The sequence below is a fragment of the Microbacterium sp. FW305-3-2-15-F-LB2 genome, from assembly GCF_058787255.1.
The window spans coordinates 579,372-605,326 of record NZ_JBYSZO010000001.1 but is presented as its reverse complement, the minus strand read 5'-3'; the positions used below and the strand labels follow the sequence as shown (position 1 = coordinate 605,326).

Below are 25,955 nucleotides of genomic sequence, written 5' to 3'. Positions count from 1 at the left end.
TACGCTGACCCCGTGGTCGTCACCCTGCTCATCGCCGTCCTCGCGGTCGTCTGCGCCGTCCTCGTGGGGTTCGTCGCCCGGCAGATCCTGGGGACGGCGGTGGGATGGCCGCGGAGCATCGTGGTCGGCCTGCTGGTGTTCTTCCTCGGGGTACCCGCGGCCGGATGGGTCCTTCGGCAGACGGGCATGCCCGACGGCGCGACTCTCGCCGCGGACGACGTGTGGCTGTGGGTCGGACTCATCGCCCTCTCCATCAGCTGGGTCTTCGCGCTCGGGGTCGCCGCCCTCGTGGCAAGCGAGGCCATCTTTCCCACACGGCCGCTTCCGAATCCCATCGACGTCATCCGCGCGGCCCTCCGTCAGCGCAAACGCACGCGCCGGTATCTGGAGATCCTGGCGATCGCCTCGCGTCATGGCGTCGGGTGGCTCTTCCACGGCGGGCACTCCCGCGTCGAACAACAGCTCAGCACGTCGGAGGAACGGGCCCGCGCCATCGTTGCGACGATCAACGACGCCGGCGTCAGCTTCGTCAAGCTCGGCCAGGTGCTCTCGACGCGCCGCGACCTCATCCCCGAGCCCTACCTGAGCGCCCTCGCCTCGCTGCAGACGAGCGCCACGACCCTCCCCTGGGAGACCGTGCGCGAGGTCATCGAGAGCGACCTCGGACGACCGATCGACGAGATCTTCGCCGACGTCGACCCGAGCCCCCTCGCCGCTGCCTCCGTCGCGCAGGTGCATCGCGCAACCCTTCGCGACGGCAGTCGCGTCGTCGTCAAAGTGCAACGTCCCGCCGCCCGCGCCCAGGTGGAGGCGGATGCCGACATCATCGGCCGCCTTGCGCACCGCGCCGAGGCGCGCACCCGGGTGGGGCGCGACCTGCGCATCGAGTCGGTCGCCCGCGGCTTCACCACGACTCTTCTGGAGGAGCTCGATTACCGTGTCGAGGCTCGGAACACAGAGATGATCCGCGCCACCATCGAGCACATCGACGCTGCCGAACCCGCCCGTCGCGGGCTGGTGACCGTCCCCACCGCCTATCCCGAAGCCTCCAGCACGCGCGTGCTGACGATGGAACTCGTCGACGGAGCGGCGCTCGGCGACTCGGCCGAGCACCTCGCGACCCTCACGGCCGAGGAACGCGATCGCTTGGCCGAGGTCCTGATGACGACGGTCATCGAGCAGATTCTCGTCTACGGCGTCTTCCATGCCGACCTCCACCCCGGCAATGTCCTCCTCACACGCGACGGAACCCTGGGTCTCATCGACTTCGGAGCCGTCGGGATCATCGAACGCAGTCGTCGCCAGCACATGACGGCGTTTCTGCTCGCGGCGCTCAGCGAGAACGATGTCGCCGCCACCGACGCGCTGCTGCTCATCGTCGACGCGCCCGACGATGTCGACCTGGATGCCTTTCGGCACGACGTCGGTATCGTGCTGACGGCCGAGCACGTCCGCAGTGTGGGCCAGGGGTCGATCTTCACCCGCATCGTCGACGTCATCCGGCAGCACCGGATCGCTCTTCCGGGTGAGCTGGCATCCGCTCTGCGCAGCTTTGCGACTCTGGAGGGGTGTCTGCGCGTCATCGTCGACGACTTCGACATGGTCGGCCGCGCACTGCCCCTCATGCCGAAACTGCTCAGGCGCACGATCTCGCTCAGCCGCGCTGCGACCGATCTTCAGGCCGGCGCGGTCATCTCCCTCGCCCGGCTGCAGCGGATGCCACAGCGCCTCGAGGCTCTGCTCACGGGCATCGAGCGCGGTTCGATCGGTATCACGTTCCGGTCCGACGACGGAACCGATACCAGTGGCATCCTCAGTCGGATCACGTCGGAGATCGCCACCACCCTGGTCTCGATCGCCGCGGTCGTCATCGCCGTCGTGCTGATCGTCGCCGGTGGCGGACCCGTGCTCGGCGGGTCGGTGACGCTGTTCGCCATTCTGGGAGCGGTCATCGGACTGTTCGGATTCCTCGGATTGCTTCGGGTGGTCCGACGCACGTTCGGTCGGCGCCGCTGACATAGCGCATCACGTCACGGCGCGGCAACCAGTTCTTCCCTGCCCGGTGGGCGCTAGAGTGTCGACCAGCTACCCGTTGTGCACCACCGGACTCCAAAGGAGAAGTCCCATGGTCGTTGTCGTCGCCGCCGTCTTCGTCGGTATCGTCGCCTGGATCGTCACCGCTCTCGCTGCAGGGATCGGCCTCGGCCGAATCATCGCCCGCGCCGACAGCGAAGAGGGGCGGGAGGTCGACGTTCCGTCGGCCGCCAGCCTGAGCGGGGCCGTCACCCTCTGAGCGCTCGCGCGCGGGCGGACCGGCGCACGGGGACGGTTTCGTACCGTGAAGCATCTCCATTCACCACCACGGTCGAGGCCCTGATCTCGGCGTCGCGGTGGGCGCGAGTCACCTCGTCGCTCGGGGGGGGTCATCACGTTGTGCCCGAAGCACGTCGACGCGTGGGCCGGACCGCTGTACGAGGCCCTGGCGCACGCGCTGCCCACGGCACTCCCGTTCGGCCTCATCGGAGCGGCAGGTGTCTCAGTGGCACGCCACCTGAGACACCGGCTCAGCTGCCTCCGCCGGTGAGCAGTTGCGGCGCGGATGCCGCATCGTCGGGCGGGCCCGGCGCGCGCCGGGCCCGCATCTCGCGCCGCGTCGCCGGCGCGGTGGTCGTCAGCGAGAGACCGGCTCCGCCTCGTAGCGCCGTCGCCCCGTAGGCGGTGATGGTCTCGACGGCCGCCACCGCATCGCGTTCGAACTGTTCCCACACGGCGAGCGGCTGGCCGATCGGATCGACGAGGTCGTCGTCTCCCGCGGAGGCCGGGCGAACCCGCGTGCGACGCCGCGCGACGGCCCGAACCAGCGACGGCAAGTCGTCGCGCTCACCATCCGGACCCTCGGTGAGCAGGCGCGCGAACTCCCGAATCGTGAACGTGGAGTCCAGAAGATCGGGCCGCATGTCGAGGACGGTTCGCCGGTGCGCTGCCGCCGCACAGAGCACGATCGGGGAATCCCGCAGCATCGCTTCGTCAAGGCGGCGCGTGCGGTGACGATCGAGATCGAGGCCGTACGACCGACCGATCTCGACGGCCTGCGGCGCAGCGGGGCTTCCCGGCCGCGCCGCGGAACCGGCGCTCTCTATGAGCGCGCCGGTGACTCCGGACATGGCGAACCTCGCCCTGAGCAGATACTCCAGGAAGGGGGATCGGATCGCGTTCGCGGTGCACACGATCAGCACGCGCGTGGGCGATGATGCACTCACGGGGACCTTTCGGCGAACGGACCGGGGTGGCGTCCGCTCCCCCTAGTTCAGCGCCTCGCGGCTCGACCACTGCCCATTCGTCAACGTCCTTACGGAGCGCGGCGCCGGGTGAATCACGACGACAGGACGGGAGGTCGTACTCAGCAGAGGAACGCCTCGCGGATCTGCGGGTTCTCGACCAGGATGCGACGAAGCTGCCGCACTCCGTCTCGGCCGAACGCGAGCCCCTCGCCCGCAACCTCGACCACGAGCCAGTCCTCGTCATCGTCGAGACGCCGGAGGATCCCGACCTCGACATCGGCCTCCGCCCCCGCCCCGGTCTCATCGACGGACCGAACGCGCGCGGTGAAACCCACACCGGCGCTGCGATGCGCTTCGTCGTCGGGGTGAGCGGTCTCTCCGTGGAGCGTCGTGCACCACGGGAATCCGCAGCGAGCCTCGGTACGCACCGGGCGGACATCGTTTTCTCTCATGCCGGACACCTCTTTCTCCGGATCGCCCTCACGGGCGACCCGATCGTCGGTGGGCACGAGGGAAGTGAAGCACGAGCCTCCGACACCGCCCTCAGCGCCCGGGCGCGACGCCCTCCGGAGGCTGAGGGAGAAGTTCCGACAGCGGGATGCCCAGGACCTCCGCGAGACACACGATGGTGCGTAGGCGCGGGTTCGCTGGCGTACCGGGATTGGACTCGCCGTGCTCCAGCTTGCGATAGGTGAAGGTCGCCAGCCCCGCGGCGTGGGCGACGTGTTCCTGCGAGAGGCCGCGGTCGGCGCGTGCGTGTCGAAGGCGTGCGCCGAACTCGTGGGCGAACTCGTTCCAAGGATCGGGCACGTCGGTCATGGGTCCAGCTTGACTGCACAGTTACGCCCACATGAACATGTGTACATGCCGTGACATTCCTTCTCGCCACCGCCAGGCGCCGCCCCGGCTGGGTGACGGGTGTGGATGTCAAGGTGAGCGAGGGGGCGATCCATCGACGGATCGCATCGGAGTGCACACCGAGCCGTGCGCGGTCCGTGCCCTCGATCCGTCACGGTCGGCCTCCTTCACCCTTCTTCGCCGTGCGGAGAATTCTGAACTCCCGACCGACGCGGTGGCAGAGTGCCCGGGCCACGCGCCTTTCAATCCCGCACAGGCGCGCACCTTCTCCGGCCACTGAGCCCGATCAGCGGAGTATTCATGGATCTCGCGACCTCGCCACTCGTTTCACCCACCAATACGAAAAGCTCCACCTCCCCCCGCCTCCCGCGCCGACGGTCCTGGCAGGCGAGGTACGCCAATCTGCTCACGATCCTCGACTCCCTCGTGGTCGTCCTCGCCGTGTTCGTCACGCAGTTCCTTTGGCTCGGTCCTGCACCGGCCAGCGTCGGCGGGGCGCCGATCGACTACACGACGGCGTCGATCCTCCTCAGCGCAGGCTGGTTGGCGGCGCTGACCCTCTGGGGAACCCGGCTGCCCCGTGTCGTCGGACAAGGCATCGCCGAGCATCGCCTGGTCATCGCGGCGTCGTTCCAGCTCTTCGGACTCGTCGCCATCGCCGCATACCTCGCGGAGATCGATCTGTCCCGCGGCTACTTCCTCCTGAGCCTCCCCCTGGGCACTCTGACGCTGCTCGTGGCTCGTACCGCCGCGCGGAGATGGCTGGTCGCACGGCGACGAAAGGGCGACATGTCCGCGCGCGTCGTGCTGGTGGGCAGCGCCGATGAAAACGCGCGGGTGTCCGCCGAGATCATGCGACAGCCCGGCGTCGGCCTGACGGTGGTCGGCCTGCACCAGGTGGACTCCGACGACGGGACGACGTGGACGGACGCGCACGCGCGCACGCTGCAACGTCGACTCGACGCGCTCGACGCGGACAGCGTACTCATCACCGGAGGCGGCCAGCTCGATGCCCAAGACATCCGACGGATCGGTTGGGGGCTCGAGCCCGGAAGGCAGCACCTCATCGTCGCGGTGAATCTGACCGATGTCGCCGGCCCCCGCATCCACACGCGTCCGGTCGCTGGCCTCCCCCTCGTCCACGTCGAGACGCCCCAATACTCCACGCGTCAGCGGGTGCTCAAGCGCGCGTTCGACATCGTCGCGTCCCTGTTCCTCCTCGTCGCGCTCAGCCCTCTGCTGCTCGTCCTCGGCGCTCTCGTCCGCCTCTCGGGCCCTGGTCCGGTGTTCTACCGGCAGGAGCGCGTGGGGCAGGGAGGCACGCGCTTCGGAATGTTCAAGTTCCGCTCCATGTTCGATGGCGCCGACGCGCGACTCTCCGAGCTGTTGTCGGCCCAGGGCCGCGACGGCTCACCCCTGTTCAAGATCGAGAACGACCCGCGGATCACCCCGATCGGCCGGGTCCTGCGGAGATATTCCCTCGACGAGATCCCGCAGCTGTTCAACGTCCTCGCCGGCCAGATGAGCCTCGTCGGCCCACGACCCCAGCGCGAGGCCGAGGTGGCTTTCTACGACGATGACGCACGTCGACGCCTCATCGTGCGCCCGGGAATGAGCGGGCTCTGGCAGGTCAGCGGCCGGTCGACGCTGCCGTGGCAGGAGGCGATCCGGCTCGACCTCTTCTACGTGGAGAACTGGTCGCTCATCGGCGACATCGTGATCCTCTTCCGCACGGTCAAGGCGGTGGTCGCGCCCGGCGACACCGCCCACTGAGCCCACGGCGAAGGCGCCGGCCCCATCGGGGACCGGCGCCTTCTTCGTTTCAGACCGTCAGCCGCGCTTTCGACGTGTGGAGGGGGACTCGCCGACACCGTCGGTGGTCGTCGCGGTCGCCTTAGCGCCTTCACGAGCGGTTTCACCCGCCGGCGAAGATCCGTTCCGCCGCGTGGAGAGGGTGCGTAACCCGCTGACGTTGGACGGGGGCATTTCGGGGGAACGCCGGCGAGGGCCGGGCGTCTCGTCATCCGTGCCCGGGGAACTCTTCGATGCGCGCCGCCACAGGCCACTCCACCGGCGACTCCGGCCCGAGCGAGAGCTGGACACCCCGTACCCGTAGTAGCCCCCATACTGCGCCCCGTAGTAGTTCGAGTCGGCACCGCGCAGCGGGACGCGATTGAGCACGACTCCCAGCAGCCGCCCCCGCGTCTTGGAGATGTTTCCGACCGCTCGCACCAGCATGTCGTCGGTCGTGCGCCCTGCCGTGACGACGAGCACGGCACCGTCGGCCCAGCTGGCGATGACCGCGGCGTCGGCAACGGCGAGCGTCGGGGGCGAGTCGATCACGACGACGAGATCGTCAGCCAGCGTACGTGCGAGTTGTTGCATGCGCTGGGAACCGACCATCTCGCTCGGGTTGGGTGGCGTGCGCCCCGCCGCGACGACGAAGAGGCGGCCGTGTTCGTCGACCTGGTGGGCGACCTGATCGATGCGCGCGCGACCAGCCAGCACGTCGGACAGTCCGACATCGTCGGAGAAGCCGAACATCGCACCCAGGACGGGCCTCCGCAGATCAGCGTCGATGAGGATGACGGACTGTCCCGTCGCCGCGATGCTGACCGCGAGATTCGCGGCCGTCGTCGACTTGCCGTCCCCGGGGAGAGGGCTGGTCACGACCATCACTCGCGCAGGACGATCGACATCGACGTACTGCAGATTCGTCCGGAGTTCTCGCATCGCCTCCTTGTGCGCGAAGGATCCCCTGCCGTCGCGAATGTCGTCGAACGAGAACACGGCCCGACCGGCGGCCAGCTCTTTGTCGATGGGAAGAATGCCGACCACCGAGGCATCCACAGCATCGGAGACGTCGTGCGCCGACCGCAACCGACGGTCGAACGCGCGGCGGACCAGGGCGAAGACGACGCCCATCACCGCACCGGCGATGGCGCCGATGGCCACCGCGAGCTTCACGTTGGGCGAGGACGGCGCGGTCGGAAGACGCGCCGAGTCCCCCGCGACCAGACGAACAGCACCGTCGCCCGCCGCGCTGGACTCCAACTGGTCGACCTGCGAGGTCATGCCGTGCAGCCACGCCTGCGCCAGATCACGCGCCGCTTCGGGAGTCGGTCCGCTCGCGTCGACCCGGATATTCACCGTGTCGATCGGGTTGGACACCTGTATTCGTGCCACCAGGGATTCGGGGCTGGTGTCGAGTCCGAGTTCATCGCGCGCCGCTTCGGCAACGGATCGCCAATAGCCCATGTCGATGAAGGATTTCACCTTCGACAACGCGAGCGAGTTTCCCGCGAGGGCCCCCGCGGTCGACCCGTCCGAGGACGCGCTGGCAACGTAGCCGGTCGCGTCGGCGGTATAGACCCGCGGCTGCAGGGCGCTCCAGCCCAGCCCCGCGAGCCCCCCGGCGATCGTGAGCGCGAGGATCGTCTTCCAGTACGCGCGCAGGATGCGCGCCACGCGTTGCATGTCCACTCGTGTTCCGCCTTTCGCTCGGCCCGTGTCGGGAACGCCGAGCCCGGGGAAGCATAGGCACGTGGCCGGCGTCGGTCCGCGCACGCGGGGATCGCCGCGAGCGGGCGAAACGCGGGGGGATTCAGGGGCTCGTCACGGTGGTGAGACCAGGTCGGGGAGTGTGATGTCGCCAGGGTGAAAGGGGGATGACGACCGGGATGAAACCGCTCTCTTCGTGCGGTCAACGGGCGAACATCGCCCCAATGATCGGGTGAAGCGGCCCGACGCCGAGCGCTCACCTCGTCGCCGTCGCACACAGCGGGCCGACGACACCACCGGCCCGAGAGTTGGAGAACAGGATGCTGATCGACCTCGACACCCCACCCGCTGCCGCGCGCACCGTGCGCCGTTCCAGCCGGTTCTGGACACCGCGCACCGCCACTGTTGCCAAGCTCCGCAACGCACTCGAGAGCGATGTCGTCCTGCTCCGCGGACCCGCGGGCGTCGGCAAGAGCGCTCTGCTGCGGCAGTTCGCCAGCGAGCTCGAGGACGATCCCGAGGTCGGCATCCAGCTCCTGGAGGCCGCACACGCCGACCCGGCCACCCTCGACCGCATCGGCGCGGCGTTCCGCGAAGGTCCTCCGCAGCACGTCCTGCTGGTCGACAACCTCACGGATGGCACACCGGTGGACTCGACCGCGATCCTCGACCTCCTCCGTGTCGATCCCGCACTCCGCGTCGTGGCGGCCACTCGTCATGTCACCCGACTCGAAAGCCCGCTGGTCGCGCTCGAGTTCGACGTGCACGTGCTCACCCCGCCGGACCTCCTCATGTCGAGAGAGGAGCTCGCTCTCGTCCTGGAGCTCAACGGGGTCGAGACGACCGACGTCGCCATCGACGTCTTGATGCGGCGCACGCACGGATGGCCCGCGCTCGCTCAGCTGGCCAGCTCCCGACTGCGTCTCGAGGGTCTGCCCCTGCGGACGCGCGACGAAGCGGATGCCGTCGCCGACGACGCCACCGTCGCCCTGACCGCGGAGATGGAGGCCCATTTGAGCGCCCCCGTCACGAACGAGGTGCGGCTCCTTGCGGTGGCTCCGTACATCAACGTGGAACTGGCCGACGCGATCGGCATCGATTCCACGACGGGAACCACGAGCGACCTCCTGACGGAGCTCCAGGATGCCGGCTTCGTCTGGCCGAGCACGACTCGACTCGTTCTGGCAGAGCCCGTGCGCACGCAGTGGCTGCGGGAGATCACCGCGGGCGCTCCCGAGCTGGTCGAACGCGCCCGTCTCCGTCTCCTCGATCACCTCGTCGCCGCCGGAGAGCCTCTCCGGGCCGCCCAGCTGGCGTCGGACGCGGGCCAATGGCCGACTCTCGGTTCGATCCTCCGCTCGGCCGGTCCGGAGATCTGGGCGCGGGATTCCCAGGCCTTCACGTCCCTGGTCTCGACTCTTCGATCGCACGTCGGCTTCGATCCCGTGTCGGTGGACGCCCTCCTCTCCGTCGACCCCGAGACGGCCGCATCCGCCGAAACGCCTGCGCTGGTCGTGGGTGCACTCGGCCGACTGCCCGAGGCCAAGGCCGCCGCCCAGCACAACATCGAAGCGCTCATCATCCGGGTGAACCTCCTGCGGGCGGCAGGCCGCTTCGTTCTCGCCACCGAATCCGCCACCCTCCTGGTGGACGCGTTGCGCAAACGGCCCGCCGTGCCGGACGACGTCGTTGCCGAAGGCTGGTACCAGGTAGGGATGACTCACCTGGCGATGGGCAAGCTCCGGGATGCAACCCTCGCGCTCGGGCAGGTCGACCGCCTCGCGCCGCCCGCACGACGACTGCGAGCCCGAGGTGTTCTCGCTGTCGTCGCGCTCTTGGAAGGCGACGTGCGCGCGGCGGGGGCTCTCTGCGACGCCGACCGCGAAGACGGATGGTTCGCCTCGCCCTGGGGCGAAGGGACCCGCCTGGCCGATGCGTGGTTGTCGCTGGAACGAGGGGATGCGGCGGCGGCCCGCGACCGGCTCGACACCATCGCGGCGACGAGCGGGGCACGGGAGCTGTGGCCGTTCGCCGCGGCCGTGCAGGCGATCGCGTTTCTCCTGTCCGGAGCGGCGCCCGATGCGCTCGGCATGCTGCGGTCGTGGATGGTCAGGACGCGCAGCACCCCGCCGTCGCACTTCCAGTCGATCCAACTGCTCACGGCTCGCGCCAAAGTTCTGATCGCGCTCCGTCAGGCGCGCAAGGCGATGGCCCTGTTCGAGGGGCCATTCGGCCTCTCCGCCGCGACGGCCCCGGCCATCGCGCTTTCTCAGCTCTATGCCGGCCGCGCGCACGAAGCGTACGTGATGAGTGTCAAGTGGGGCATCCATCAGGACTCGTCGCCACGAGCTGCCCTCGAGAGCATGGTGGTGAGCATGGTCGCCGACGTGCGGCTGAACGGGACGGGCGCGCATCGCTCCACCGCCCAGCGCGCCGAGGCACTCAGCGCCCGCCACGACCTGTGGAGTCCCTGGAGCGCCGTCGCCCCCGAGGACCGCGGGCTCGTTCTGCGACTGCTGTCGCCGGCGGCGCGCGAGCGCATGTCCGAACGCGCCTCGTTCTTCGCGTCATCCGTGAGCGTGCCGCATCTCACCAAACGCGAGCAGGTGGTTCTCGCGCAGCTCACGCCCACCTCGACGATCGCGGACATCGCTCGCGCTCTGGTCGTCTCGCCCAACACCGTGAAGACGCAGCTGCAGAGCCTGTACCGGAAGCTCGAGGTGTCCGATCGCGCGAGCGCCATCCGCGCCGCGCACGCGTGGGGTCTCATCGAGGCCGAGAGCGACCTGTGACCCGGTGGCGCGCCGACTCAGCCGCGGTCGGTGCGCCGCCGACGCCGCAACCGCACGACCGTGCGTGCGATCACGAGAATCACGAAGACGACGAGCACGCCGGGCAGAGACAACGGCACGCCGGCGCCGTGGAGCACGACCAGAACGATGACGAGCGCTGCGACCGGCGCGGCAACGCCGAGGATCCGGAACAGGAGTCGTTTCGTCATGACGTCACGGTACTTCCTGCGCGGGCGCGCCGCGGCGCCCCTCCGCTCCCGCTGACCGGATGACGCGATGGTCGGCCGCGACTTGCAGACCGAAGATGCCGAACCAGGAGATGGCGAGCGTGGCGGCCGTGAACTCGAGATTGCCCCCCAGCACGGTGTCGCCGCGGAAGAGCGCGAGCATGGCACCGGAGAACGAGGTCACGCCCACCGCTACGAGGGTTGCGAGACTGGCCGCGCGCATCCAGGGGCGCCGACGCAGGAAGGCCACCTGAGCCATGGCGACGATTGCGAGGACGAAGCCCAGCACCGCCGCGCTGATATGGATGAGGTCCTGCGGAAGGGCTCCCGGGGTGAAGGGGACCGGGCACCCGGGAGAGCAGGTGACGACGGATGCCAGCGCGAAACACGCGCCGCACACGACGAGCGTGGCCGACACCGGCCACCCTGCGACGTAGACGTTCGGCCCGTGGAGGAGCGCACGATCAACCAACACCGCGGCGATGCCGAGCAAGAGCAGAGCAGAGTTGAACAGCGGCGCCGTCGGCGTCCCGGTCGCACCGAGCTGGCTCACGTACTCGACGCTCGGGTCTCCGAGTCTGCTCATCCAGATGAGTGCCGCGCTCACGAAGGCGAAGCTCCCGCCGAGGGCCGCGAGGCGGGCGACCCGACGGCTTCGCTCGCCCGCGGTGGAGCCGGCGGACCGAACGATCGTCTCGGTCATGGGCGTCTCCGGCGGCGTCGAGGGGCTCGGCCAGGTTACCGCGCCCCGAGCCTGTCGCGCGGGATGCCGACGCACCCGACCTGCGTGCGGTCGGAAATCCGATCGGGTTCGGGCGATTCCTCGGGTGAGGAATCGCCCAGGAACCGGTCTCGGGCTCGTCGGCATGGCATCGTCTTCTCCGAGTGATCGTGAGCGGTTCTCCCCCAAGTTCCCTGCTCGTAAACCCGGTCATTCATCATGGATGCGCGGTCTCGTGGCCACGGCACCCGGTTCGAGGCCGCGCATCCCTCGGCTCGGGCTCCTCCCCGCACTCGCTGCTCGTAGCGTGCCGAGAGCAGCACGACGCGGACCATGATCGCTCGAGAGGACACCCGTGACGAACGATCAGGCCGAGCCGTCCCCGTCATCGTCCGAGGACGCGCCCGACCAGGAGGCAGCGTCGCCCCTGGAAGAACTCCTCGGCGACACTCCTGACGACAGCGCCGCGACGAATTTCCCGATCGGCTTCCGCGGATACGACCGCGAGGCCGTCGACGAAACGGTCCGCCGTCTGACGGAGAGAGCCCGATCAGCATCCAACGACGCGCAGCGCGAGAAGATGCGCGCCGAGGCGATGTTCGCCCAGCAGCGTGCGGAACACGACGACGAGCTCGCCGAATCAGCCCGACTCCACTCCGAGGAGACGAGCCGATTGCGAGAAGAGCTACGCGCTGCTGCCGCACGTACGGCGGAGGCCGAGGCACAGGTCGCCGCTCTCTCCAGCGGGCTGGCCTCCGGTTCTGACGACGCCGGAGATCCCGCCCAGGCGCGTCAACGGTTCGACGCGATCCTCCGCGTCGCCGAGGAACAGGCGAGCGCACTCGTGCAGAACGCGGTTGTCCAGGCGGAACGGCTCTTGGACAGCGCGCGCGACGAGGCGGCCGGCATCCGCGAGGACGCGACCGCCGAGCGCGATCGGATGCGCGCGGAGGCGCAGCACGATGCCGACCAGGTCCGCCTTCGGATCGAAACCGAGCTCACCGCGCACGTCGCTCGTATCGAGCGCGAGGGCGCCCACGCCCTCGAGAAGGTGGCACAGGCAGAACGTGAGGCCGTGGCCGTACGAACGGAGGCCGAGAAGGGAGCAGCGGCGCTGCGTTCCCTCGTATCCCGTGAGACCGGCGACATGCGGGCGAAAGCCGAGCGGGACGTGCGGGAGATGACCGCTCGAGTCCTCGAGTTCGAAGAGTCACTGACGCGCCGACAGAATGACGCCCAGCAAGAATTTCTCGTTCTTCACAATCAGGCCGTGGCCCATGCTGAGCGCATCACTTCGGACGCGAGCGAACAAGTGGAGGCCGCGCTCGAGCATGCGCGGCGAATCGCCTCTCGGGCGGACGATCATGAGCGGCTGGCTCGGGCACAGGCGCAGCAGATGGAGGCATCGGCGCGCGTGCACGCCAGGGAGATCCTCGATGACGCGCGCGAGAAGGCGCAGCGCATCGCGGATGCCATCACCGGACACGCCTCGAGCGTGCTGCGCTCCGCTGAAGACCGCACGCGCGATCTGCGGTGGCAGCAACAACAACTCGACAGTTTCCTGTCCGAGATGGACGAACTGATGCGTGCCGCCCCACGGGGCACGCAGCGGTCGGAGGAGGAACGCGACACGTCGGAGAAGGGCTCCGACGACGCGGCCGTCGCCGCTGATTGAAGCCCCGACGGCAGATCCCGGGATAGCGTGGGGCGATGCGAACCGTCCCGCTCGGCCCTTCGGGCCCCGCTGTCCCCGCCGTCGTTGCCGGAATGATGCGGATCGACGGGAAGAGCGACACTCATGTGCGCGAGCTGTACGCCGCTGCCCGCTCCGCAGGTATCGATTTCTTCGACCACGCCGACATCTACGCTCGAGAGCTTCACTCCGCGGAGCAGCGATTCGCCGAGGCGCTTCGGTTGTCATCCTCCGAGCGTGCGGAGATCCGGCTGCAGACGAAAGCCGGGATCGTGCGCGAGGGCCCGTACTTCGACTTCTCCTACGATCACATCGTCTCGTCCGTCGACGCCTCGCTCCGCGCCCTGCAGACGGAGTACATCGATGTCCTGCTCCTGCATCGGCCGGATGCCTTGGTCGAGCCCGACGAGGTCGCGCGCGCGTTCGACGAGCTGGAAGCCGCCGGGAAGGTCCGAGCCTTCGGTGTGTCGAATCACACGCCGCGGCAGATCGATCTGCTCCGCACCGCCGTGCGCCAACGCATCGTCGCCAATCAGGTGCAACTCTCGATCGCCCACGCGCCGATCATCGCCCAGGGCTTGGCCATGAACATGGAGACCGCTCCCCAGTCGGCTGTCCTCGATGGGGGCGGTCTCGTCGACTACTGCCGCCTGGAGGGCATCACCCTTCAGGCGTGGTCCCCTCTTCAGGGGACACGGAGCGAAGGCGTGTTTCTCGGCCACCCGGCGTACCCGGAACTGAACGCGGTGATCGACGACCTCGCGAAGCGCTACGGCGTGTCGCCCATTGCCATCGCGGTGGCCTGGATCACCCGCCATCCCGCCGGGATGCAGGTCGTCCTCGGGACGACGACGCCCGGTCGCGTGGTTGAGGCAGCAGCCGGCGCCGACGTCGTGCTGTCGCGCGCGGAGTGGTACTCGCTTGTCCGGGCAGCGGGATACGTCGTTCCCTGATCGCACGGGCTGAGGAGGAGGGTGTCATGGAACGCAGACGGGTACGACCCTGGGGTCCGATCGTCGCGGTGATCTCCGCCCTCGTGTTCGCCGCGCCGACGCTCCTTCTGCCCGCCGACAGCCCGGTAGGGCCGAAGCTGCTCTTCATCGCGATCGGGTCCGTGCTGCTCGTGGCGGCGATCGCATTGACTCGACTCGAACCACCCACGAGGGCTTCGCACGGCACCGTTCCGACGGACGACGTCAAGCCGTAACGACTGGCCCGGCTGCGGCCGCAGCGATGATCGCGAGCGGCTCGGTCGGGACGTCCCACCCGGCGGCGTGGTTCACCGCGGCATCAGCGGACGTCATGCGGCGCGGACGAGAGAGCGCGGTGCGGTCGACGGGCGGGCCTGCGCGGGACGGGCCGCTGCCGGACGCTGATCCGCGCTGGTCTCCGCCACATCGATGTCGAGGCTGAGACCACGCGAAGAGTTCGCATCGTTGGCCATGCGCTTGAGGAGGTTCTGGTCGAGAGACTCGGGCTGCTCGGAGTCGAAGACGAACCGCAGCGGGATAGCCGGCTGCAACCAGATCGTCGATCGACCGGTCGGCTCACCGGCGGCGTGCGTCCAGGACATGGTGAAGCTCTCACCACGGCGCAGCTTGGTCGCGATGACCACCTTGACGTGGGCGAGCACTCGATCGTCGATCGTGATGGGCTCGGGGGTGGTTCCGTAGAACAACTTCGCCATGGTGGTTCCCTTCCTTCTTATCTTGTTCGCAAACTTACTAGGTAGACTAGCGAATAGGCAAGCGAGATATAAGTTTGGGTCGCCACGGCACCCCTTTCCGCGGCCCACATCCGTGGCGCGAACAAGGCGTTCGATCCCCCGGGCGACGGAGGCGGCTGCTCTCGCTGGTCGGTAGCGTCGAATCCATGGACGCATCCGCCGGCCGGGCCCGCTCTCTTCGTCTCCTCCTCGCTACCTTCGCCGCCGTCCTCGGGTTCCTCGCGATCGCGCTCGCGATGCCCACGACGGCGCACGCTGACGTCGATGATTTCCGCTTCGATTCGTTCGATGCACGGATGACCCTCACGCGCGACGCCGACGATCACGCCGAGCTCTCGGTCATCGAGACCCTCGTCGCCGTCTTCCCCGACGACGACCAGAATCGCGGCATCATCCGGGCGATCCCCGACGACTACGACGGCGTGCCGCTGCACACGCGGATCACCTCGGTGACCGGCGCCGACGGCGCCCCCATCCCGTACGAAGTGGAGACGGGCCGCCGCGAGGTGCGCATCCTCACCGGGGACGACACCTACGTGCACGGAGTTCAGACCTATGTGATCTCGTACACCCAGCGCGACACCATCCGATCCTTCGCCGATACCGACGCCGACGAGTTCTACCGCGACATCAACGGGACTCAGTGGGACCAGCCGTTCGGCCGCGTGAGCGTCGAGCTGACGGTCGACGGAGCGCTCGCCGACAACGTCCTCGACGGGGCCACGGCCTGCTATCGCGGGGCGGAGGGCTCGACGGACCGGTGCGACGTCGATCGCGCCACCCAGGCGAACGGCGATGAAACCTTCTCGGCATCCACGAGCGACCTCCAGCCGGGCGAGAACCTGACCGTTTCCGTGGGATTCGCCCGCGGCACGTTCGTCCCCGGGGAAGTGGTCCGCACCGCGGCCGAACAGTTCGCGGTGGATGCGGCACCCGTGCTGTCGGCGGTCTCCGTGGGTGCTCTGGGAGTCAGCGCCGTGGCGATAGGTGCGGCCGTTGCCTCTCGGCGCCGCAACCGCGACGCCAGGGGGCGTGGAATCATCGTCGCCCAGTACGAGCCCCCCACCGACACCGACGTCCTAGAGGGGGCGCACCTCATTCGGCGTACCGGCGCCGCACTCCCCGCAGCGATCCTCGACACGGCGGTATCAGGACACCTGCGCATCGTGGAGGACCCCACCGCGGACGACGAGCTCGTCCTGGAGTACATCGACGGGGCGGGCGCGACCGCGCTCCGGGCCGGCGTCCTGGCCGCGGTGTTCGGGAACGACCCGCGCCCCGGCGAACGCGTCGCTCTCGATACCCCCGGAACCGACGCCGGAGAGCGGCTGCGCGACCTCCTCCCCCTCGCCAAAAGCGAGCTGCGCCGCCGCGGATGGCTCCGCCCGCCGCGGATGGGAAGCGCTGCCGCGGCGGGGACGATCGCCGTGGTCGCGTTCGGCCTTTCTGTCGCCGCCCTCGTCGTCACCGCGGTGGGGACGGCACCAACCTGGTGGCAGGTGGCGGCGATTCCGGTGACGGTGGTGGCCGGCATCCTGACCTTCGTCCTGATCCGGTACTCAGATCGCGTGACGGATGCCGGGGCGCCCGCCCGCGATCATCTCTTGGGACTTCGGGACTATCTGACACTGGCCGAGACCGACCGGTTGCGCATGCTGCAGAGCCCCGAGGGAGCGGAGCGCAGATCCGTCGGTACCCACGATCCCGTCCAGGTGCTGCACCTCTACGAGAGGCTCTTGCCGTGGGCCGTCGTCTGGGGCGTGGAGCGGGAGTGGGTCGAGGTCCTGGCCACACAGGCGCGCGCGGGCGGGGTGGATCTCGGCTGGTATCGGGGACCGAACGGATTCTCGAGCGCCGCCTTCGCCACCTCGCTGGCGACGATGCATGCGGGAAGCAGTCCCGCTCCGCAGGTCAGTGGGTCGGGCAGTTTCTCGGGCGGATCATTCGGCGGCGGTTTCTCCGGCGGCGGAATGGGCGGCGGCGGTGGCGGTGGTCGCTGATCGACGGATGCCGCTCACTCCGCCACGCGGACGACCTCCGCAATGACTCGAGGGTCAGCCAGGACACGGAAGTGGCCACCACTGTTCAGGCGCACGTTGCGGGCTCCGGCGAGTGCACTGCCCTCGGGGATGTGAGGGTCGAAGGCACCGTAGACGGAGGTGATCCGGGTGTTCGCCCCGGCAGATGACGCCAGCGCGCGCATCGTGGCATCCCCGGATCGGAAGGCGCGCAGCGAGGGGGTGGGCATGAGGCTGCTGTATCGCGATCCTCCGAACGGGGTTGCCACGGCGACCATCGCGCGCACGCGCACGCCCGCCGGATCGAACGCCATGAGGTGTTTGCCGATCAATCCCCCTTTGCTGTGCGCGACGATCACGAGATCGTCCAGATCTCGAGCAACGAGGAGATCGGCCACAAGACCCGCGGATTCGGCAATCGGGCGCCGATTGGACCCCAACCCCGCGACGACGTGGACGGGGTGCCCACGGGCGTGGAGGGTGCGCGCGAGGGGCTCGAGGAACCGCCACGTCTCGTAGATCCCCGGAAGGAGCACGAGCGGACGGCCCGCACCGGTGGCGAGGTCATCGGGACCGGCGGGTCCGACGGCACGCACCTGGGCCGCGATGGCGTACAGATAGTCCTGTCCCCACCACACCAGGTCACGGGCGCGGTCGCGCCACCGGTGCGGCGCGGCGTCGGTCGACATCCCCTCCCCTTCACTGACGGTCATGCGCCGGGTGAATGGGCGCGGCGACCCACGGCATGACGTTTCCGGCAATTGCCGAGGCGGCGCCTTGGGATCGGCTGTGAGCGGATCCCTCGTCCGTCCTGCGGGCGTACTGTCGAACTCCCCAGCCCCGGCATTGCCGGTGCGGACGCGCTTCGCAGCGCGCGACGCCCCGTCCGTCGAGCCACTCCCCCACCCCGGCTCCGGACGGGGTTCGTCGTTTCAGCGGTCTTCCCCGTAGCCGCGGATGCTCCGCAGATCGTCGTTCAACTCCTCGTCCGCGGCGTCGTCGGCGACGGACGCGTCGGCGGCGCGCTGGTCCCGGGCCCCCGCCTTCTTGTCCTCGGGTGCCGCCTCGGTGGCGCCGTCCATCACGGGGGCGTCCTGGGTGGGTTCGCGATCGTGCATCAAGTCCTCCTCGATCCGTGGCTTTACGGCATCCTGCGAGGAGGTCGGATGCCGACGCGAGGGGTTGCGTCCACGACCGGCTCGTGCTGACCGCTTTTCAGGCGGCGTACGGCTTCCCCTCGTCGACCTCGCGTAGGATGGTCATCGACAAGGGGAGTATTCCCACGCGACGATCCCGTCAATACGGTCCACGCCATCGTGGGCCCGGGCCGTCGGCTCGCATCGCGAGTGGAAGAGACCTTGGTGTCTCGACGTACACCAAAACCCTTGGAGGCCCGCGTGGGTGTCACCCCGCTCATCTGGATCATCACGATCGCGGTCACGATCGCGTTCTTCGTGTTCGAGTTCTTCGCGCACGTGCGGAAGCCGCACGAACCCACCGTCGGCGAATCCGCCCGCTGGTCTGCGTTCTACATCGGCCTGGCTCTGCTCTTCGGCGTCGGAATCGGCGTCTTCTCGGGCTGGACCTACGGCGGCGAGTACTTCGCCGGCTATCTGACCGAGAAGGCCCTGTCGATCGACAACCTCTTCGTCTTCCTCATCATCATGACCGGCTTCGCCGTGCCCAAGAAGTACCAGCAGAAGGTGCTCATGATCGGCATCGTGATCGCGCTGGTCATGCGCGGCGCGTTCATCGCGGTCGGCGCCGCCCTCATCGAGAACTTCTCGTGGATCTTCTACATCTTCGGTGCGCTGCTGCTGTTCCTCGCGTACCGGCAGGCGTTCGCCCACGGTGAGAGCGACCCCGCCAACGGCAGGTTCATGCGCTTCGTGCGTCGCATCCTCCCCGTCAGCGAGGAGTACAACGGCGACAAGCTGACGGTGAACAAGGGCGGCAAGCGCTTCGTCACCCCGATGCTCCTCGTCATCGTCGCGATCGGCTTCATCGACCTGGTGTTCGCCGTCGACTCGATCCCCGCGATCTACGGTCTGACCAACGAGGCGTACATCGTGTTCACGGCGAACGCGTTCGCGCTGATGGGTCTTCGTCAGCTGTACTTCCTCATCGGCGGCTTGCTGGAGCGCCTGGTGTACCTGTCGCAGGGGCTGGCTGTCATCCTGGCCTTCATCGGCGTGAAGCTCGTCTTCCACGCCCTGCACGTGAACGAGCTGCCCTTCATCAACGGCGGCGAGCCCCTGCTGTGGGTGCCCGAGATCCCGATCTGGTTCTCGTTGCTGTTCATCGCCGCGACGGTCGCCGTGGCCACCGTCGCGAGCCTGGCCAAGACGCGCAAGGACGCGGAGAAGAACCGGCGCGATCAGTTCGACGGCGAGAAGGTCATCCACGCTCCCGAGGACTGAGCGAGGGCGCGGGCCCGCGGCGAGCGCCGCGGGCCTGCTGCCGTATCCCGACGTCGAGCGCAACCCCGCGGGCCGTGTCACCGCGCCGACCTACCGTGACGGCATGACTCGTTTCGGATACACCCTCATGACCGAGCAGAGCGGCCCCCGCGCACTCGTGGACTATGCCGTCGGCGCCGAGCGCGCCGGATACGACTTCCTCGTCTCGAGCGACCACTACTCCCCGTGGCTCACGTCGCAGGGCCACGCGCCCTACGCCTGGACGGTGCTGGGTGCCGTCGCTCAGGCCACCACGGACGTCGAACTGATGACCTACGTGACGTGCCCGACGATCCGTTACCACCCCGCCGTCGTGGCGCAGAAGGCGGCGACGCTGCAGTTGCTCTCCGACGGCCGCTTCACCCTCGGCCTGGGGTCGGGAGAGAACCTGAACGAGCACGTCGTCGGGGAGGGGTGGCCGGCCGTGCACGCCCGACAGGACATGCTCGTCGAGGCCATCGAGATCATTCGCGCCCTGCACACCGGAGACCTCGTGACGTACGACGGTGAGTACTTCCGGGTCGACTCCGCCCGGGTCTGGGACGCCCCCGAGGGCGGCGTGCCCATCGGTGTCGCCGTCTCGGGCGAGCACTCGATCGAGCGGTTCGCCCCGCTCGGCGATCACCTCATCACCACCGAGCCCGAAGCGGACCTCATCCGCGGGTGGGACCAGCACCACGAGGGGGACTCGCGCAAGATCGGCCAGATCCCGATCAGTTGGGACCCGGACAAGGACGCCGCGATCGCGCGCGCGCACGACCAGTTCCGCTGGTTCGCGGGCGGCTGGGCCGTGAACTCCGACCTTCCCACCCCCGCCGGTTTCGCGGGTGCGTCGCAGTTCGTGCGTCCCGAGGACGTGGCCGAGTCGATCGCCTGCGGCCCCGACCTCGACGAACTCGCCGAGAGCGTCCGCCCGTTCATCGATGCCGGCTTCACCGACATCGCGATCGTGCAGGTCGGCGACGAGCAGCAGCAGCGGTTCGTCGACGAGGTCGCGGCACCGCTGCTGGAGAAGTTGCGCGCCCTCTGAGGGAGGACGGCCACGCGGTGGCGCTTTCGGAGCGACTCAGACCGCGTGGCCGGACTCGCGCACCCACTGTTCGAGCCGCCACGCCGGAACCCGGAAGACGCGGGCGACGTCAGCGATCGCATGATTGCCCTCGACCACGGATGCCACGGCGAACTCCTGCAAGGAGCGGAAGTTCCGCCCGGCGAGGGGTCCGACCCGCAGGTCGGCGAACGTGCGGGGGGCGGTGACCGCGCCGGTACCGGGGGCCACGAACACGTACGCGGAGGCCTCCTGCATCCCGCGTTCCGCTGCGCGCTTGTGCACGCGCGGCGCCGCCGAGGGCGCATGGGCGGGCGGTGTCGGATCCGCCGGGCCGGGGTACGGCGGTCCGGGCGGCGACGCCGGCGCGGCGGGAGTCGCCGTCGCCGCCGGTACCGAGGTCTGCCACGGGGCGGGGGGAAGCACTCCGGTGCCGGGGGCGATGTGCGGTGAGAACCCCGCCACGGGAGCCATCGCCTCCGGCGGGACCTGCGTCGGGGGCGCGGCGGGGGCCTGTGCCGGGGCCCACGACTGCGGCACCGACGGGGGCTCGGCCGGGGCCTGTGCGGAGGCCCACGACTGCGGCACCGGCGTCGGCGGCCAGGCCGGCGGCACCGACACCGCGGGTGGCGCCGACGGTGGGGGCCCTGGAAGCGGGTCCGCCGCAGGAGCGGCGGGTGCCGGCGAAGCGACCGCAGTCGGTGCGGACGTCTTCCAGGGCGCGGGAGGCAGCTCACCACCCCAGATGACGGGGCTCGGCACGACGTGCGGACTCGAACTCGGCGCATCGATCGCACCCGATTCCGGCGCCGGGGCGTTCCCGTCGCCGAACAGATCGGCCACGCCGACCTCGAAGACGTCGGAGAGCGCGACGAGAACCGCGAGAGGCACCGCGCTTCGCCCCGCCTCGATCGAGCGGATTCGCTGTTCGGAGAGCTCCGCTTCGAACGACAACTCCGTGAGCGACATCCCTCGTGCCAGACGCATCGCACGCACGCGTTCCCCGAGCATGTGCAGAACGGCGTTCAGACGATCGTCCTCGCGTTCTTCGGTCATCGTCGATCTCCTCCGACGGTGGTGCTTCGTGCTGCCTCCTCGACCCACTGTTGCAGTCGCCATTGCTGGATGCGGAACAGGCGCGCGATGGTCGGCACGGAATAGCCGCCCTCGAGCACCGCTGCCACGGCGAACTGCTGCAGAGAAGCAAAGGTCCGCCCCTCGAGGGGGCCGGTCCGCAGATCCGCGAAGGAACGCGGTCGCGGCGGTGCCAGGCGTGGTCCGGCCGTCGAGGCCGGCATCGCGCGGGGGGCCGGCCCGCGGGACGGGATCGTGGTCGGCACCCTCGTCGGGGTATCCCACCCGGTGCCGGGACGTGTCGTCGTGACGGGTTCGGCCGGCGACACTCGATCGGACGGCCGCGGCGGCGCCCAGTCGGTCGCGGGGGTGCGAGCCGCGTATGCCGCCACTTCCTCCTCGCCGTGCCGGAGCAGCGCCTCGTGCAGAAGCCTGCGCAGCTTCCGATGCTCACGGCGCCGGCGCCAGAGCACGGGAATGCCGATCGCCGGGATCAGCAGCACCAGCGCCCACATCCACATCATGGGGTGCTCGTTCATCCACCCGACCCACGCCCATTGGAAAGTCCAGTCGGTCTGCGAGTTGTTCGCCTGCATCGTGCGCGACCCCGACCACGACGCCACGACGTCCTGGCCGACCCCGTGGAAGGTGTTCCCGGTGATGTCGGCGCGTGCCCCTTCCGCCAACTCGACCGCGAACCCGGATGCCACGCGCATATCGTTGTCGCGGACGATCACCGCCGCGCCGGTCAGCTCGAGCGCGATGCGCCGCCCCGCCAGACGGGAGTCGGAGACCGTGGCATCCGTGATCTTCCCGGATATGTCGAGTGCGCGCAGGTCGGACGACGTGAGATCAGCGTCGGCCACCGTGAGCCCCGTGGAAGGGCCCTCGACGAGGACGGCGCTGCGAGTCTCGTCCACCTCGGTGCCGCGGATCTCGGTCGCGTCGGTGGAGATGACGCGGACACCGCCCTCGCGACTGTTGCGCACGTTCGAGCCGGTGAGCGTGAAGCCTTTCGCGGGAGTGACGCCGTATCCGCCGGAGGTCGGGCCGTCGGCGAGAGCGGAACCGTCGATGCGGATACCCCATCCCGCGGAGTCGTCCACGGTGGAGTCCGTGATCTCGGTGCCCGTCGACTGGCGCGAGACGGAGATGCCGTCACCGCCTGAGCCGGTGACGGTGCTTCGTTCGATGGTCGTGTCGGAGGCGCCGTTGGTCACCTCGACGCCCGTCATCGTCGAGTTCTCGATCGTGCTGTCCTGGATGCCTGCCTGAGTGGTGTTGGAGAAGAACACGCCGTAGTGCAACCCCGAGATCTTCGTCGACACGATTCCCGCCGACGCCCGGTCATCGCCGGTGCCGGTGACGGCGAGCCCTCCGGTGCGGCCGCTCCAGTACCCGAGGTCGCGGAACTCGGCGTGACCGATCACGAGCACGCCGTCGCGGGCACGCACGTACGCACGACCGTCGTCCTCGGTGAGATCGGGGGCTGCGGCCGTTTCGTCCCACGAGGTGAAGGCGAGCGGATCATCTTCGCCGCCGAAGACCCCGAGGATGCCGCCCCAGACGACGATGCTCGTGGTCCCCTGCGCCGAGCTGAGCATGCGGACCGTTCCGCCGCCGTAGAAGTCCAGCTCGGCACCGCGGCGAACGACGACGTTGCGGACGAGGGTGATCGAGCGGTCATCGTCGATACGAACCGCCCCGAGAGCCTCGAGATCGGCGACGGTGTACCCCCACTGCTGGCCGTTCTTCGGCGCGAGCACGACGGTGTTCCATTGCTGCGCGAGAGCCGGATCGTCCGGTGCCAGCGCCGCCACCGCCGTCAGCCGCGCGTCCTCGGCGGCGACCAGCTCGGCCGGTGTCTTCGGCGCGGCGGGGGCGTCGGTGGCATCCGGGCTCGGGGACTCGCCCACGACCGGACCGGTCGGTGCGTCGCTGCGCAACCACGGGAGGAACGTGCCGGTGTGCACGAAGTTCCCGACGAGCACGACGCTCGCGACGAGCGCGACCACCGCGATGACGATGATGACGCGGGCCACTCCGCGGATCGCGGGCTGCGTGTCGCCGCGCTCCAGAGCGGTCAGGGCACCGTCGTCAGCCATGCGCCGCCTCCGTGGCCTCCGAGGACGGGACGGTTAGTCCGACGCTCGCGGCCGACTGGCCTTCCCCACCGAGGCTCGCCTCGGACTGGCCCTCCCCGCCCTGGGTGTCGGCGGACCGCGTGAGCCACCCCTGCTTGTTCATCGTGAAGAGGGCATACACCTTGATCGGCAGGGCGACGAAGATGATGATGAGCGTCACCAGGGGCAGCAGCACGATGTCCTCGGGGCGGCGCCACAGGTGGGACATGCCCCGGATGCCTCGACCGACGAACAGCCACACGATCGCCAGTCCCAGACCGAGCAACGGGTGGTCCGCGCGAACCGATAGCGCGATGTAGGCCAGGGCGACGAACATCGTGAACGGGGTCAGCAGGATCTGCATCATCGTGATCTGCGAGATCAGCGGCACTTTGAACACCCAGCCGTGCCGAATGGCCGTGAGGTAGCAGCGGAACGAGTTGCGACTCCACCGGACCCGCTGCTTCACGAAGGCCCGGAACGTGCCCGGGAACATCGAGAGCGCGCGAGCGCTGTCCTGGTGGGCGACGCGGAAGCCCTGGGAGAGCACGAGCCACGTCATCCGCCCGTCGTCGCCGGCGATGCACTCCTTGCCGAAGAAGATCTCGTGCTCGAGGTCTTCCACGCGCGGTTGGATGACCGATCGACGATAGGCCGCGGTGCGGCCGGACGCGCAGATGATGCCGCCGAACCGGCCCATCGCGGGCGCGTAGTCGGTGTAGCGCAGGTCGATGATCCAGTCGGCCACCCGGCGCCAGACGCTGGACTTCGGCAGGTAGACGTTCTGCCGTGTGCTCACCGCGCCGACCGCGGGATCGATGAAGGGCATCTGGACGGCGTCCAGCATGCCGTCCTCCCACGCCGTGTCCGAATCGACGAAGACGATCAGCTCGGTGTCGACCATGCGGATGCCGACCCCGAGCGCCGAGCGCTTCCCCCGGTGACGGAACATCACGACCTCGACGGTGGGGATCTGCAGCGCCTCGATGCGCTGCTGCGCTTCGACGTCGGCGAGGTCCAGGACGATGATGATGCGCGACGGCCCCTGCCGCACCCACGTCTGCAGACACCTCAGCAGGACGTCGGGGTCTTCGTGGAAGGACGGGACGACGACGGTCGTCGTGGTGCGGTAGTCGTTGCGGACGGGACGCGACGTCGCGGCGAGGAGCTTGCGCACGATCCAGAAGCCCCAGGACACGATGCCGAGGTACCCGAACGGCAGCAGCCACATGAGCTGTTCCCCGAATGACCCGTGGCCCACGCGCACTTCCCTCCCCGCGGCGGAACGCCGATTTCCGGCCCGGGGAAGACAGTGAAGGTTACCGCGTCCGTGTTACGTGCACGCAACGTCCGTCAAGGACACGCCCGTTTCGACCGCGTTGTCGCATCCGACGGTGTTCCCCGCAGTCCGGGCGGACCCCACGACAGCGACACCCAGACCTCCCGGCCCCGGATGCAGGGTGTTCGCGACGACGACGTTGTCGGATCCCCAGGGGTCGAGGATGGTGTGGATGCTGACGGCGTCGACCGGTCCCTCGATCGTGTTGTCCTCGAGGCGCCACTGGGCGCCCTTGAGATCGACCGCGCTGTCGACGGCGGGCGCCGGGCCCGTGGACAGCGAGGAGCCCCGGACGACGCCGCCCGTGGTCCCCTCCTTGGCATCCACCGCCTCGGCCGTCGTGTCGCGAACCACGAGATGTTCGAACGCGTTCCGATCACTGCGGTCGGGCTCGCACGCGGTGTATCGACACCAGTTCGACTCGGCGGAACCGACGTAGACGCCCTCCCCGAACTCCGGATCCGTCAGGCCCGTTCGCTCGATCGTGACGGAACGCACCGTGTTGTCGGCGCTGTCGGCACGCAGATGGAGTCCCTCCTGACCGACGTCGGATATCGTCACACCGCTGAGGGTCGAGTGGGTCGTCGCATCGAAAACCACCCCCTTCTGGCTCCCCCGCACGGCCAGGTCTCGGACGTCCCAGTACGTCGCGCCCTCGAGGTGCAGCGTGTACCCGTCCTCGACATCGCCGCCGTCGAGGACCGTTCCCTCCGAGCCGCAGACCACGATCGGCGCCTCCGCGGTCGCCACCGCCGTGGCGTGGAATCGCCCGCGATACACGGTCGGTGACAGCTGAAGCACGACGCCCGGAACAGCCGTGTCCAGGGCTGCCTGCAGAGCGTCGGCTCCCTCGCCCACCACGACGGCCCCCGGTGCGCACAGGATGGCGGGCGTCGCGGAGGGGCTGGCGGGCACGAGCCCCGGCATGGGTGCGGGAGCGCACCCGGACAGGGCAGCGGCGCACGCGATGGCCACGATCAGGGCGGTGAGGGCACGATTCATCGCGTCGAGTATTACAGGCGCTGATCGCACGCCCGTACGCCACCCCTCCGCGGCGCTCCGAACAATGGTGCTCCGGACGCGCGGCCCGGAGCA

Annotated in this window: 23 protein-coding genes; 10 read left to right on the top strand and 13 right to left on the bottom strand. The window is 69.1% G+C overall.

What is annotated here, in order from left to right; genetic code table 11:
- The first annotated feature begins 12 nt into the window (after window positions 1–12).
- Together AC3WLZ_RS02935 and AC3WLZ_RS02930 are read left to right on the top strand one after the other, a co-directional pair.
- Window positions 13–2,016 (top strand): ABC1 kinase family protein, encoded by a 2,004-nt coding sequence (locus AC3WLZ_RS02935; protein WP_492468992.1) that lies wholly within the window; start codon window positions 13–15, stop codon window positions 2,014–2,016.
- 109 nt (window positions 2,017–2,125) lie between these two features.
- On the top strand, window positions 2,126–2,293 hold the full coding sequence (locus tag AC3WLZ_RS02930) for a hypothetical protein (RefSeq protein ID WP_412923593.1): 168 nt from the start codon (window positions 2,126–2,128) through the stop codon (window positions 2,291–2,293).
- 271 nt (window positions 2,294–2,564) lie between these two features.
- Here AC3WLZ_RS02930 and AC3WLZ_RS02925 read toward each other — a convergent pair whose 3' ends face one another.
- The 3 genes from AC3WLZ_RS02925 to AC3WLZ_RS02915 all read right to left on the bottom strand — a co-directional run bounded on the left by AC3WLZ_RS02925 (window position 2,565) and on the right by AC3WLZ_RS02915 (window position 4,100).
- Window positions 2,565–3,260 (bottom strand): arsenate reductase/protein-tyrosine-phosphatase family protein, encoded by a 696-nt coding sequence (locus AC3WLZ_RS02925; RefSeq protein WP_492468990.1) that lies wholly within the window; start codon window positions 3,258–3,260, stop codon window positions 2,565–2,567.
- Window positions 3,261–3,400: 140 nt separating this feature from the next.
- Window positions 3,401–3,733: a hypothetical protein gene (locus AC3WLZ_RS02920; RefSeq protein WP_492468989.1), complete on the bottom strand. Its 333-nt coding sequence runs from the start codon at window positions 3,731–3,733 to the stop codon at window positions 3,401–3,403.
- Window positions 3,734–3,824: 91 nt separating this feature from the next.
- Entirely contained in the window at window positions 3,825–4,100 is a 276-nt protein-coding gene (locus AC3WLZ_RS02915) for a helix-turn-helix domain-containing protein (RefSeq protein WP_412923591.1), read from the bottom strand.
- A gap of 339 nt (window positions 4,101–4,439) precedes the next feature.
- Between AC3WLZ_RS02915 and AC3WLZ_RS02910 the strand changes: the two genes are divergently transcribed.
- Window positions 4,440–5,912: a sugar transferase gene (locus AC3WLZ_RS02910; protein WP_492468988.1), complete on the top strand. Its 1,473-nt coding sequence runs from the start codon at window positions 4,440–4,442 to the stop codon at window positions 5,910–5,912.
- Window positions 5,913–5,969: 57 nt separating this feature from the next.
- Here AC3WLZ_RS02910 and AC3WLZ_RS02905 read toward each other — a convergent pair whose 3' ends face one another.
- Window positions 5,970–7,616 (bottom strand): tyrosine-protein kinase domain-containing protein, encoded by a 1,647-nt coding sequence (locus AC3WLZ_RS02905; RefSeq protein ID WP_412926099.1) that lies wholly within the window; start codon window positions 7,614–7,616, stop codon window positions 5,970–5,972.
- A 344-nt stretch (window positions 7,617–7,960) separates the two neighbouring features.
- Between AC3WLZ_RS02905 and AC3WLZ_RS02900 the strand changes: the two genes are divergently transcribed.
- Window positions 7,961–10,432 carry a helix-turn-helix transcriptional regulator gene (locus AC3WLZ_RS02900; RefSeq protein ID WP_492468987.1) on the top strand — a complete coding sequence of 824 codons (2,472 nt, stop codon included), beginning with the start codon at window positions 7,961–7,963 and terminating at the stop codon, window positions 10,430–10,432.
- 17 nt (window positions 10,433–10,449) lie between these two features.
- Here AC3WLZ_RS02900 and AC3WLZ_RS02895 read toward each other — a convergent pair whose 3' ends face one another.
- Both AC3WLZ_RS02895 and AC3WLZ_RS02890 read right to left on the bottom strand, forming a co-directional pair.
- Window positions 10,450–10,641: a hypothetical protein gene (locus tag AC3WLZ_RS02895; protein ID WP_492468986.1), complete on the bottom strand. Its 192-nt coding sequence runs from the start codon at window positions 10,639–10,641 to the stop codon at window positions 10,450–10,452.
- 4 nt (window positions 10,642–10,645) lie between these two features.
- Window positions 10,646–11,362 carry a DUF998 domain-containing protein gene (locus tag AC3WLZ_RS02890; RefSeq protein ID WP_492468985.1) on the bottom strand — a complete coding sequence of 239 codons (717 nt, stop codon included), beginning with the start codon at window positions 11,360–11,362 and terminating at the stop codon, window positions 10,646–10,648.
- Window positions 11,363–11,735: 373 nt separating this feature from the next.
- Here AC3WLZ_RS02890 and AC3WLZ_RS02885 point away from each other — a divergent pair, with 373 nt between their 5' ends.
- From AC3WLZ_RS02885 to AC3WLZ_RS02875, 3 genes are read left to right on the top strand one after another with little or no spacing between them, the layout of a single operon-like run.
- Entirely contained in the window at window positions 11,736–13,055 is a 1,320-nt protein-coding gene (locus AC3WLZ_RS02885) for a coiled-coil domain-containing protein (RefSeq protein ID WP_492468983.1), read from the top strand.
- A 35-nt stretch (window positions 13,056–13,090) separates the two neighbouring features.
- Entirely contained in the window at window positions 13,091–14,026 is a 936-nt protein-coding gene (locus tag AC3WLZ_RS02880; protein WP_492468982.1) for an aldo/keto reductase, read from the top strand.
- Between the two features lie 26 nt (window positions 14,027–14,052).
- Window positions 14,053–14,280, top strand: coding sequence for a hypothetical protein (locus AC3WLZ_RS02875; protein WP_412923584.1), 228 nt, complete (start codon window positions 14,053–14,055; stop codon window positions 14,278–14,280).
- A 93-nt stretch (window positions 14,281–14,373) separates the two neighbouring features.
- Here the strand turns inward: AC3WLZ_RS02875 and AC3WLZ_RS02870 are convergent, their stop codons facing one another.
- Window positions 14,374–14,760, bottom strand: coding sequence for a DUF7882 family protein (locus AC3WLZ_RS02870; RefSeq protein ID WP_412923583.1), 387 nt, complete (start codon window positions 14,758–14,760; stop codon window positions 14,374–14,376).
- A gap of 185 nt (window positions 14,761–14,945) precedes the next feature.
- Between AC3WLZ_RS02870 and AC3WLZ_RS02865 the strand changes: the two genes are divergently transcribed.
- Window positions 14,946–16,799 (top strand): DUF2207 domain-containing protein, encoded by a 1,854-nt coding sequence (locus AC3WLZ_RS02865; protein WP_492468980.1) that lies wholly within the window; start codon window positions 14,946–14,948, stop codon window positions 16,797–16,799.
- Between the two features lie 14 nt (window positions 16,800–16,813).
- Here AC3WLZ_RS02865 and AC3WLZ_RS02860 read toward each other — a convergent pair whose 3' ends face one another.
- On the bottom strand, window positions 16,814–17,506 hold the full coding sequence (locus tag AC3WLZ_RS02860; RefSeq protein WP_492468979.1) for an esterase/lipase family protein: 693 nt from the start codon (window positions 17,504–17,506) through the stop codon (window positions 16,814–16,816).
- A 243-nt stretch (window positions 17,507–17,749) separates the two neighbouring features.
- Window positions 17,750–17,935: a hypothetical protein gene (locus AC3WLZ_RS02855; RefSeq protein ID WP_492468978.1), complete on the bottom strand. Its 186-nt coding sequence runs from the start codon at window positions 17,933–17,935 to the stop codon at window positions 17,750–17,752.
- 279 nt (window positions 17,936–18,214) lie between these two features.
- On the opposite strand from AC3WLZ_RS02855, the gene AC3WLZ_RS02850 reads away from it, so the two are divergent.
- Together AC3WLZ_RS02850 and AC3WLZ_RS02845 are read left to right on the top strand one after the other, a co-directional pair.
- Window positions 18,215–19,237, top strand: a complete 1,023-nt coding sequence (locus tag AC3WLZ_RS02850; protein ID WP_412923579.1) for a TerC family protein — start codon at window positions 18,215–18,217, stop codon at window positions 19,235–19,237.
- Between the two features lie 103 nt (window positions 19,238–19,340).
- On the top strand, window positions 19,341–20,306 hold the full coding sequence (locus AC3WLZ_RS02845) for an LLM class F420-dependent oxidoreductase (RefSeq protein ID WP_412923578.1): 966 nt from the start codon (window positions 19,341–19,343) through the stop codon (window positions 20,304–20,306).
- A 36-nt stretch (window positions 20,307–20,342) separates the two neighbouring features.
- Here AC3WLZ_RS02845 and AC3WLZ_RS02840 read toward each other — a convergent pair whose 3' ends face one another.
- From AC3WLZ_RS02840 to AC3WLZ_RS02825, 4 genes are all read right to left on the bottom strand, one after another.
- Window positions 20,343–21,380, bottom strand: coding sequence for a helix-turn-helix domain-containing protein (locus AC3WLZ_RS02840; protein ID WP_492468976.1), 1,038 nt, complete (start codon window positions 21,378–21,380; stop codon window positions 20,343–20,345).
- Window positions 21,377–23,503: a right-handed parallel beta-helix repeat-containing protein gene (locus AC3WLZ_RS02835; RefSeq protein ID WP_492468975.1), complete on the bottom strand. Its 2,127-nt coding sequence runs from the start codon at window positions 23,501–23,503 to the stop codon at window positions 21,377–21,379. Before AC3WLZ_RS02835 ends, AC3WLZ_RS02840 begins: the two co-directional genes overlap by 4 nt.
- Window positions 23,496–24,782: a glycosyltransferase gene (locus tag AC3WLZ_RS02830; protein WP_412923575.1), complete on the bottom strand. Its 1,287-nt coding sequence runs from the start codon at window positions 24,780–24,782 to the stop codon at window positions 23,496–23,498. The genes AC3WLZ_RS02835 and AC3WLZ_RS02830 overlap by 8 nt, the downstream gene beginning before the upstream one ends.
- Window positions 24,783–24,854: 72 nt before the next feature.
- Window positions 24,855–25,862, bottom strand: coding sequence for a hypothetical protein (locus AC3WLZ_RS02825; protein ID WP_492468974.1), 1,008 nt, complete (start codon window positions 25,860–25,862; stop codon window positions 24,855–24,857).
- Between the last annotated feature and the right edge of the window lie 93 nt (window positions 25,863–25,955).

Bases quoted from the DNA above. Each gene is read 5' to 3' on its own strand.
- AC3WLZ_RS02875 (WP_412923584.1), top strand. From the start codon at position 14,053: ATGGAACGCAGACGGGTACGACCCTGGGGTCCGATCGTCGCGGTGATC.
- AC3WLZ_RS02905 (WP_412926099.1), bottom strand. From the start codon at position 7,616: ATGCAACGCGTGGCGCGCATCCTGCGCGCGTACTGGAAGACGATCCTC.
- AC3WLZ_RS02860 (WP_492468979.1), bottom strand. From the start codon at position 17,506: ATGTCGACCGACGCCGCGCCGCACCGGTGGCGCGACCGCGCCCGTGAC.
- AC3WLZ_RS02840 (WP_492468976.1), bottom strand. From the start codon at position 21,380: ATGACCGAAGAACGCGAGGACGATCGTCTGAACGCCGTTCTGCACATG.
- AC3WLZ_RS02865 (WP_492468980.1), top strand. From the start codon at position 14,946: ATGGACGCATCCGCCGGCCGGGCCCGCTCTCTTCGTCTCCTCCTCGCT.
- AC3WLZ_RS02915 (WP_412923591.1), bottom strand. From the start codon at position 4,100: ATGACCGACGTGCCCGATCCTTGGAACGAGTTCGCCCACGAGTTCGGC.
- AC3WLZ_RS02880 (WP_492468982.1), top strand. From the start codon at position 13,091: ATGCGAACCGTCCCGCTCGGCCCTTCGGGCCCCGCTGTCCCCGCCGTC.
- AC3WLZ_RS02895 (WP_492468986.1), bottom strand. From the start codon at position 10,641: ATGACGAAACGACTCCTGTTCCGGATCCTCGGCGTTGCCGCGCCGGTC.
- AC3WLZ_RS02890 (WP_492468985.1), bottom strand. From the start codon at position 11,362: ATGACCGAGACGATCGTTCGGTCCGCCGGCTCCACCGCGGGCGAGCGA.
- AC3WLZ_RS02910 (WP_492468988.1), top strand. From the start codon at position 4,440: ATGGATCTCGCGACCTCGCCACTCGTTTCACCCACCAATACGAAAAGC.
- AC3WLZ_RS02825 (WP_492468974.1), bottom strand. From the start codon at position 25,862: ATGAATCGTGCCCTCACCGCCCTGATCGTGGCCATCGCGTGCGCCGCT.
- AC3WLZ_RS02855 (WP_492468978.1), bottom strand. From the start codon at position 17,935: ATGCACGATCGCGAACCCACCCAGGACGCCCCCGTGATGGACGGCGCC.
- AC3WLZ_RS02920 (WP_492468989.1), bottom strand. From the start codon at position 3,733: ATGAGAGAAAACGATGTCCGCCCGGTGCGTACCGAGGCTCGCTGCGGA.
- AC3WLZ_RS02930 (WP_412923593.1), top strand. From the start codon at position 2,126: ATGGTCGTTGTCGTCGCCGCCGTCTTCGTCGGTATCGTCGCCTGGATC.
- AC3WLZ_RS02900 (WP_492468987.1), top strand. From the start codon at position 7,961: ATGCTGATCGACCTCGACACCCCACCCGCTGCCGCGCGCACCGTGCGC.
- AC3WLZ_RS02835 (WP_492468975.1), bottom strand. From the start codon at position 23,503: ATGGCTGACGACGGTGCCCTGACCGCTCTGGAGCGCGGCGACACGCAG.
- AC3WLZ_RS02870 (WP_412923583.1), bottom strand. From the start codon at position 14,760: ATGGCGAAGTTGTTCTACGGAACCACCCCCGAGCCCATCACGATCGAC.
- AC3WLZ_RS02845 (WP_412923578.1), top strand. From the start codon at position 19,341: ATGACTCGTTTCGGATACACCCTCATGACCGAGCAGAGCGGCCCCCGC.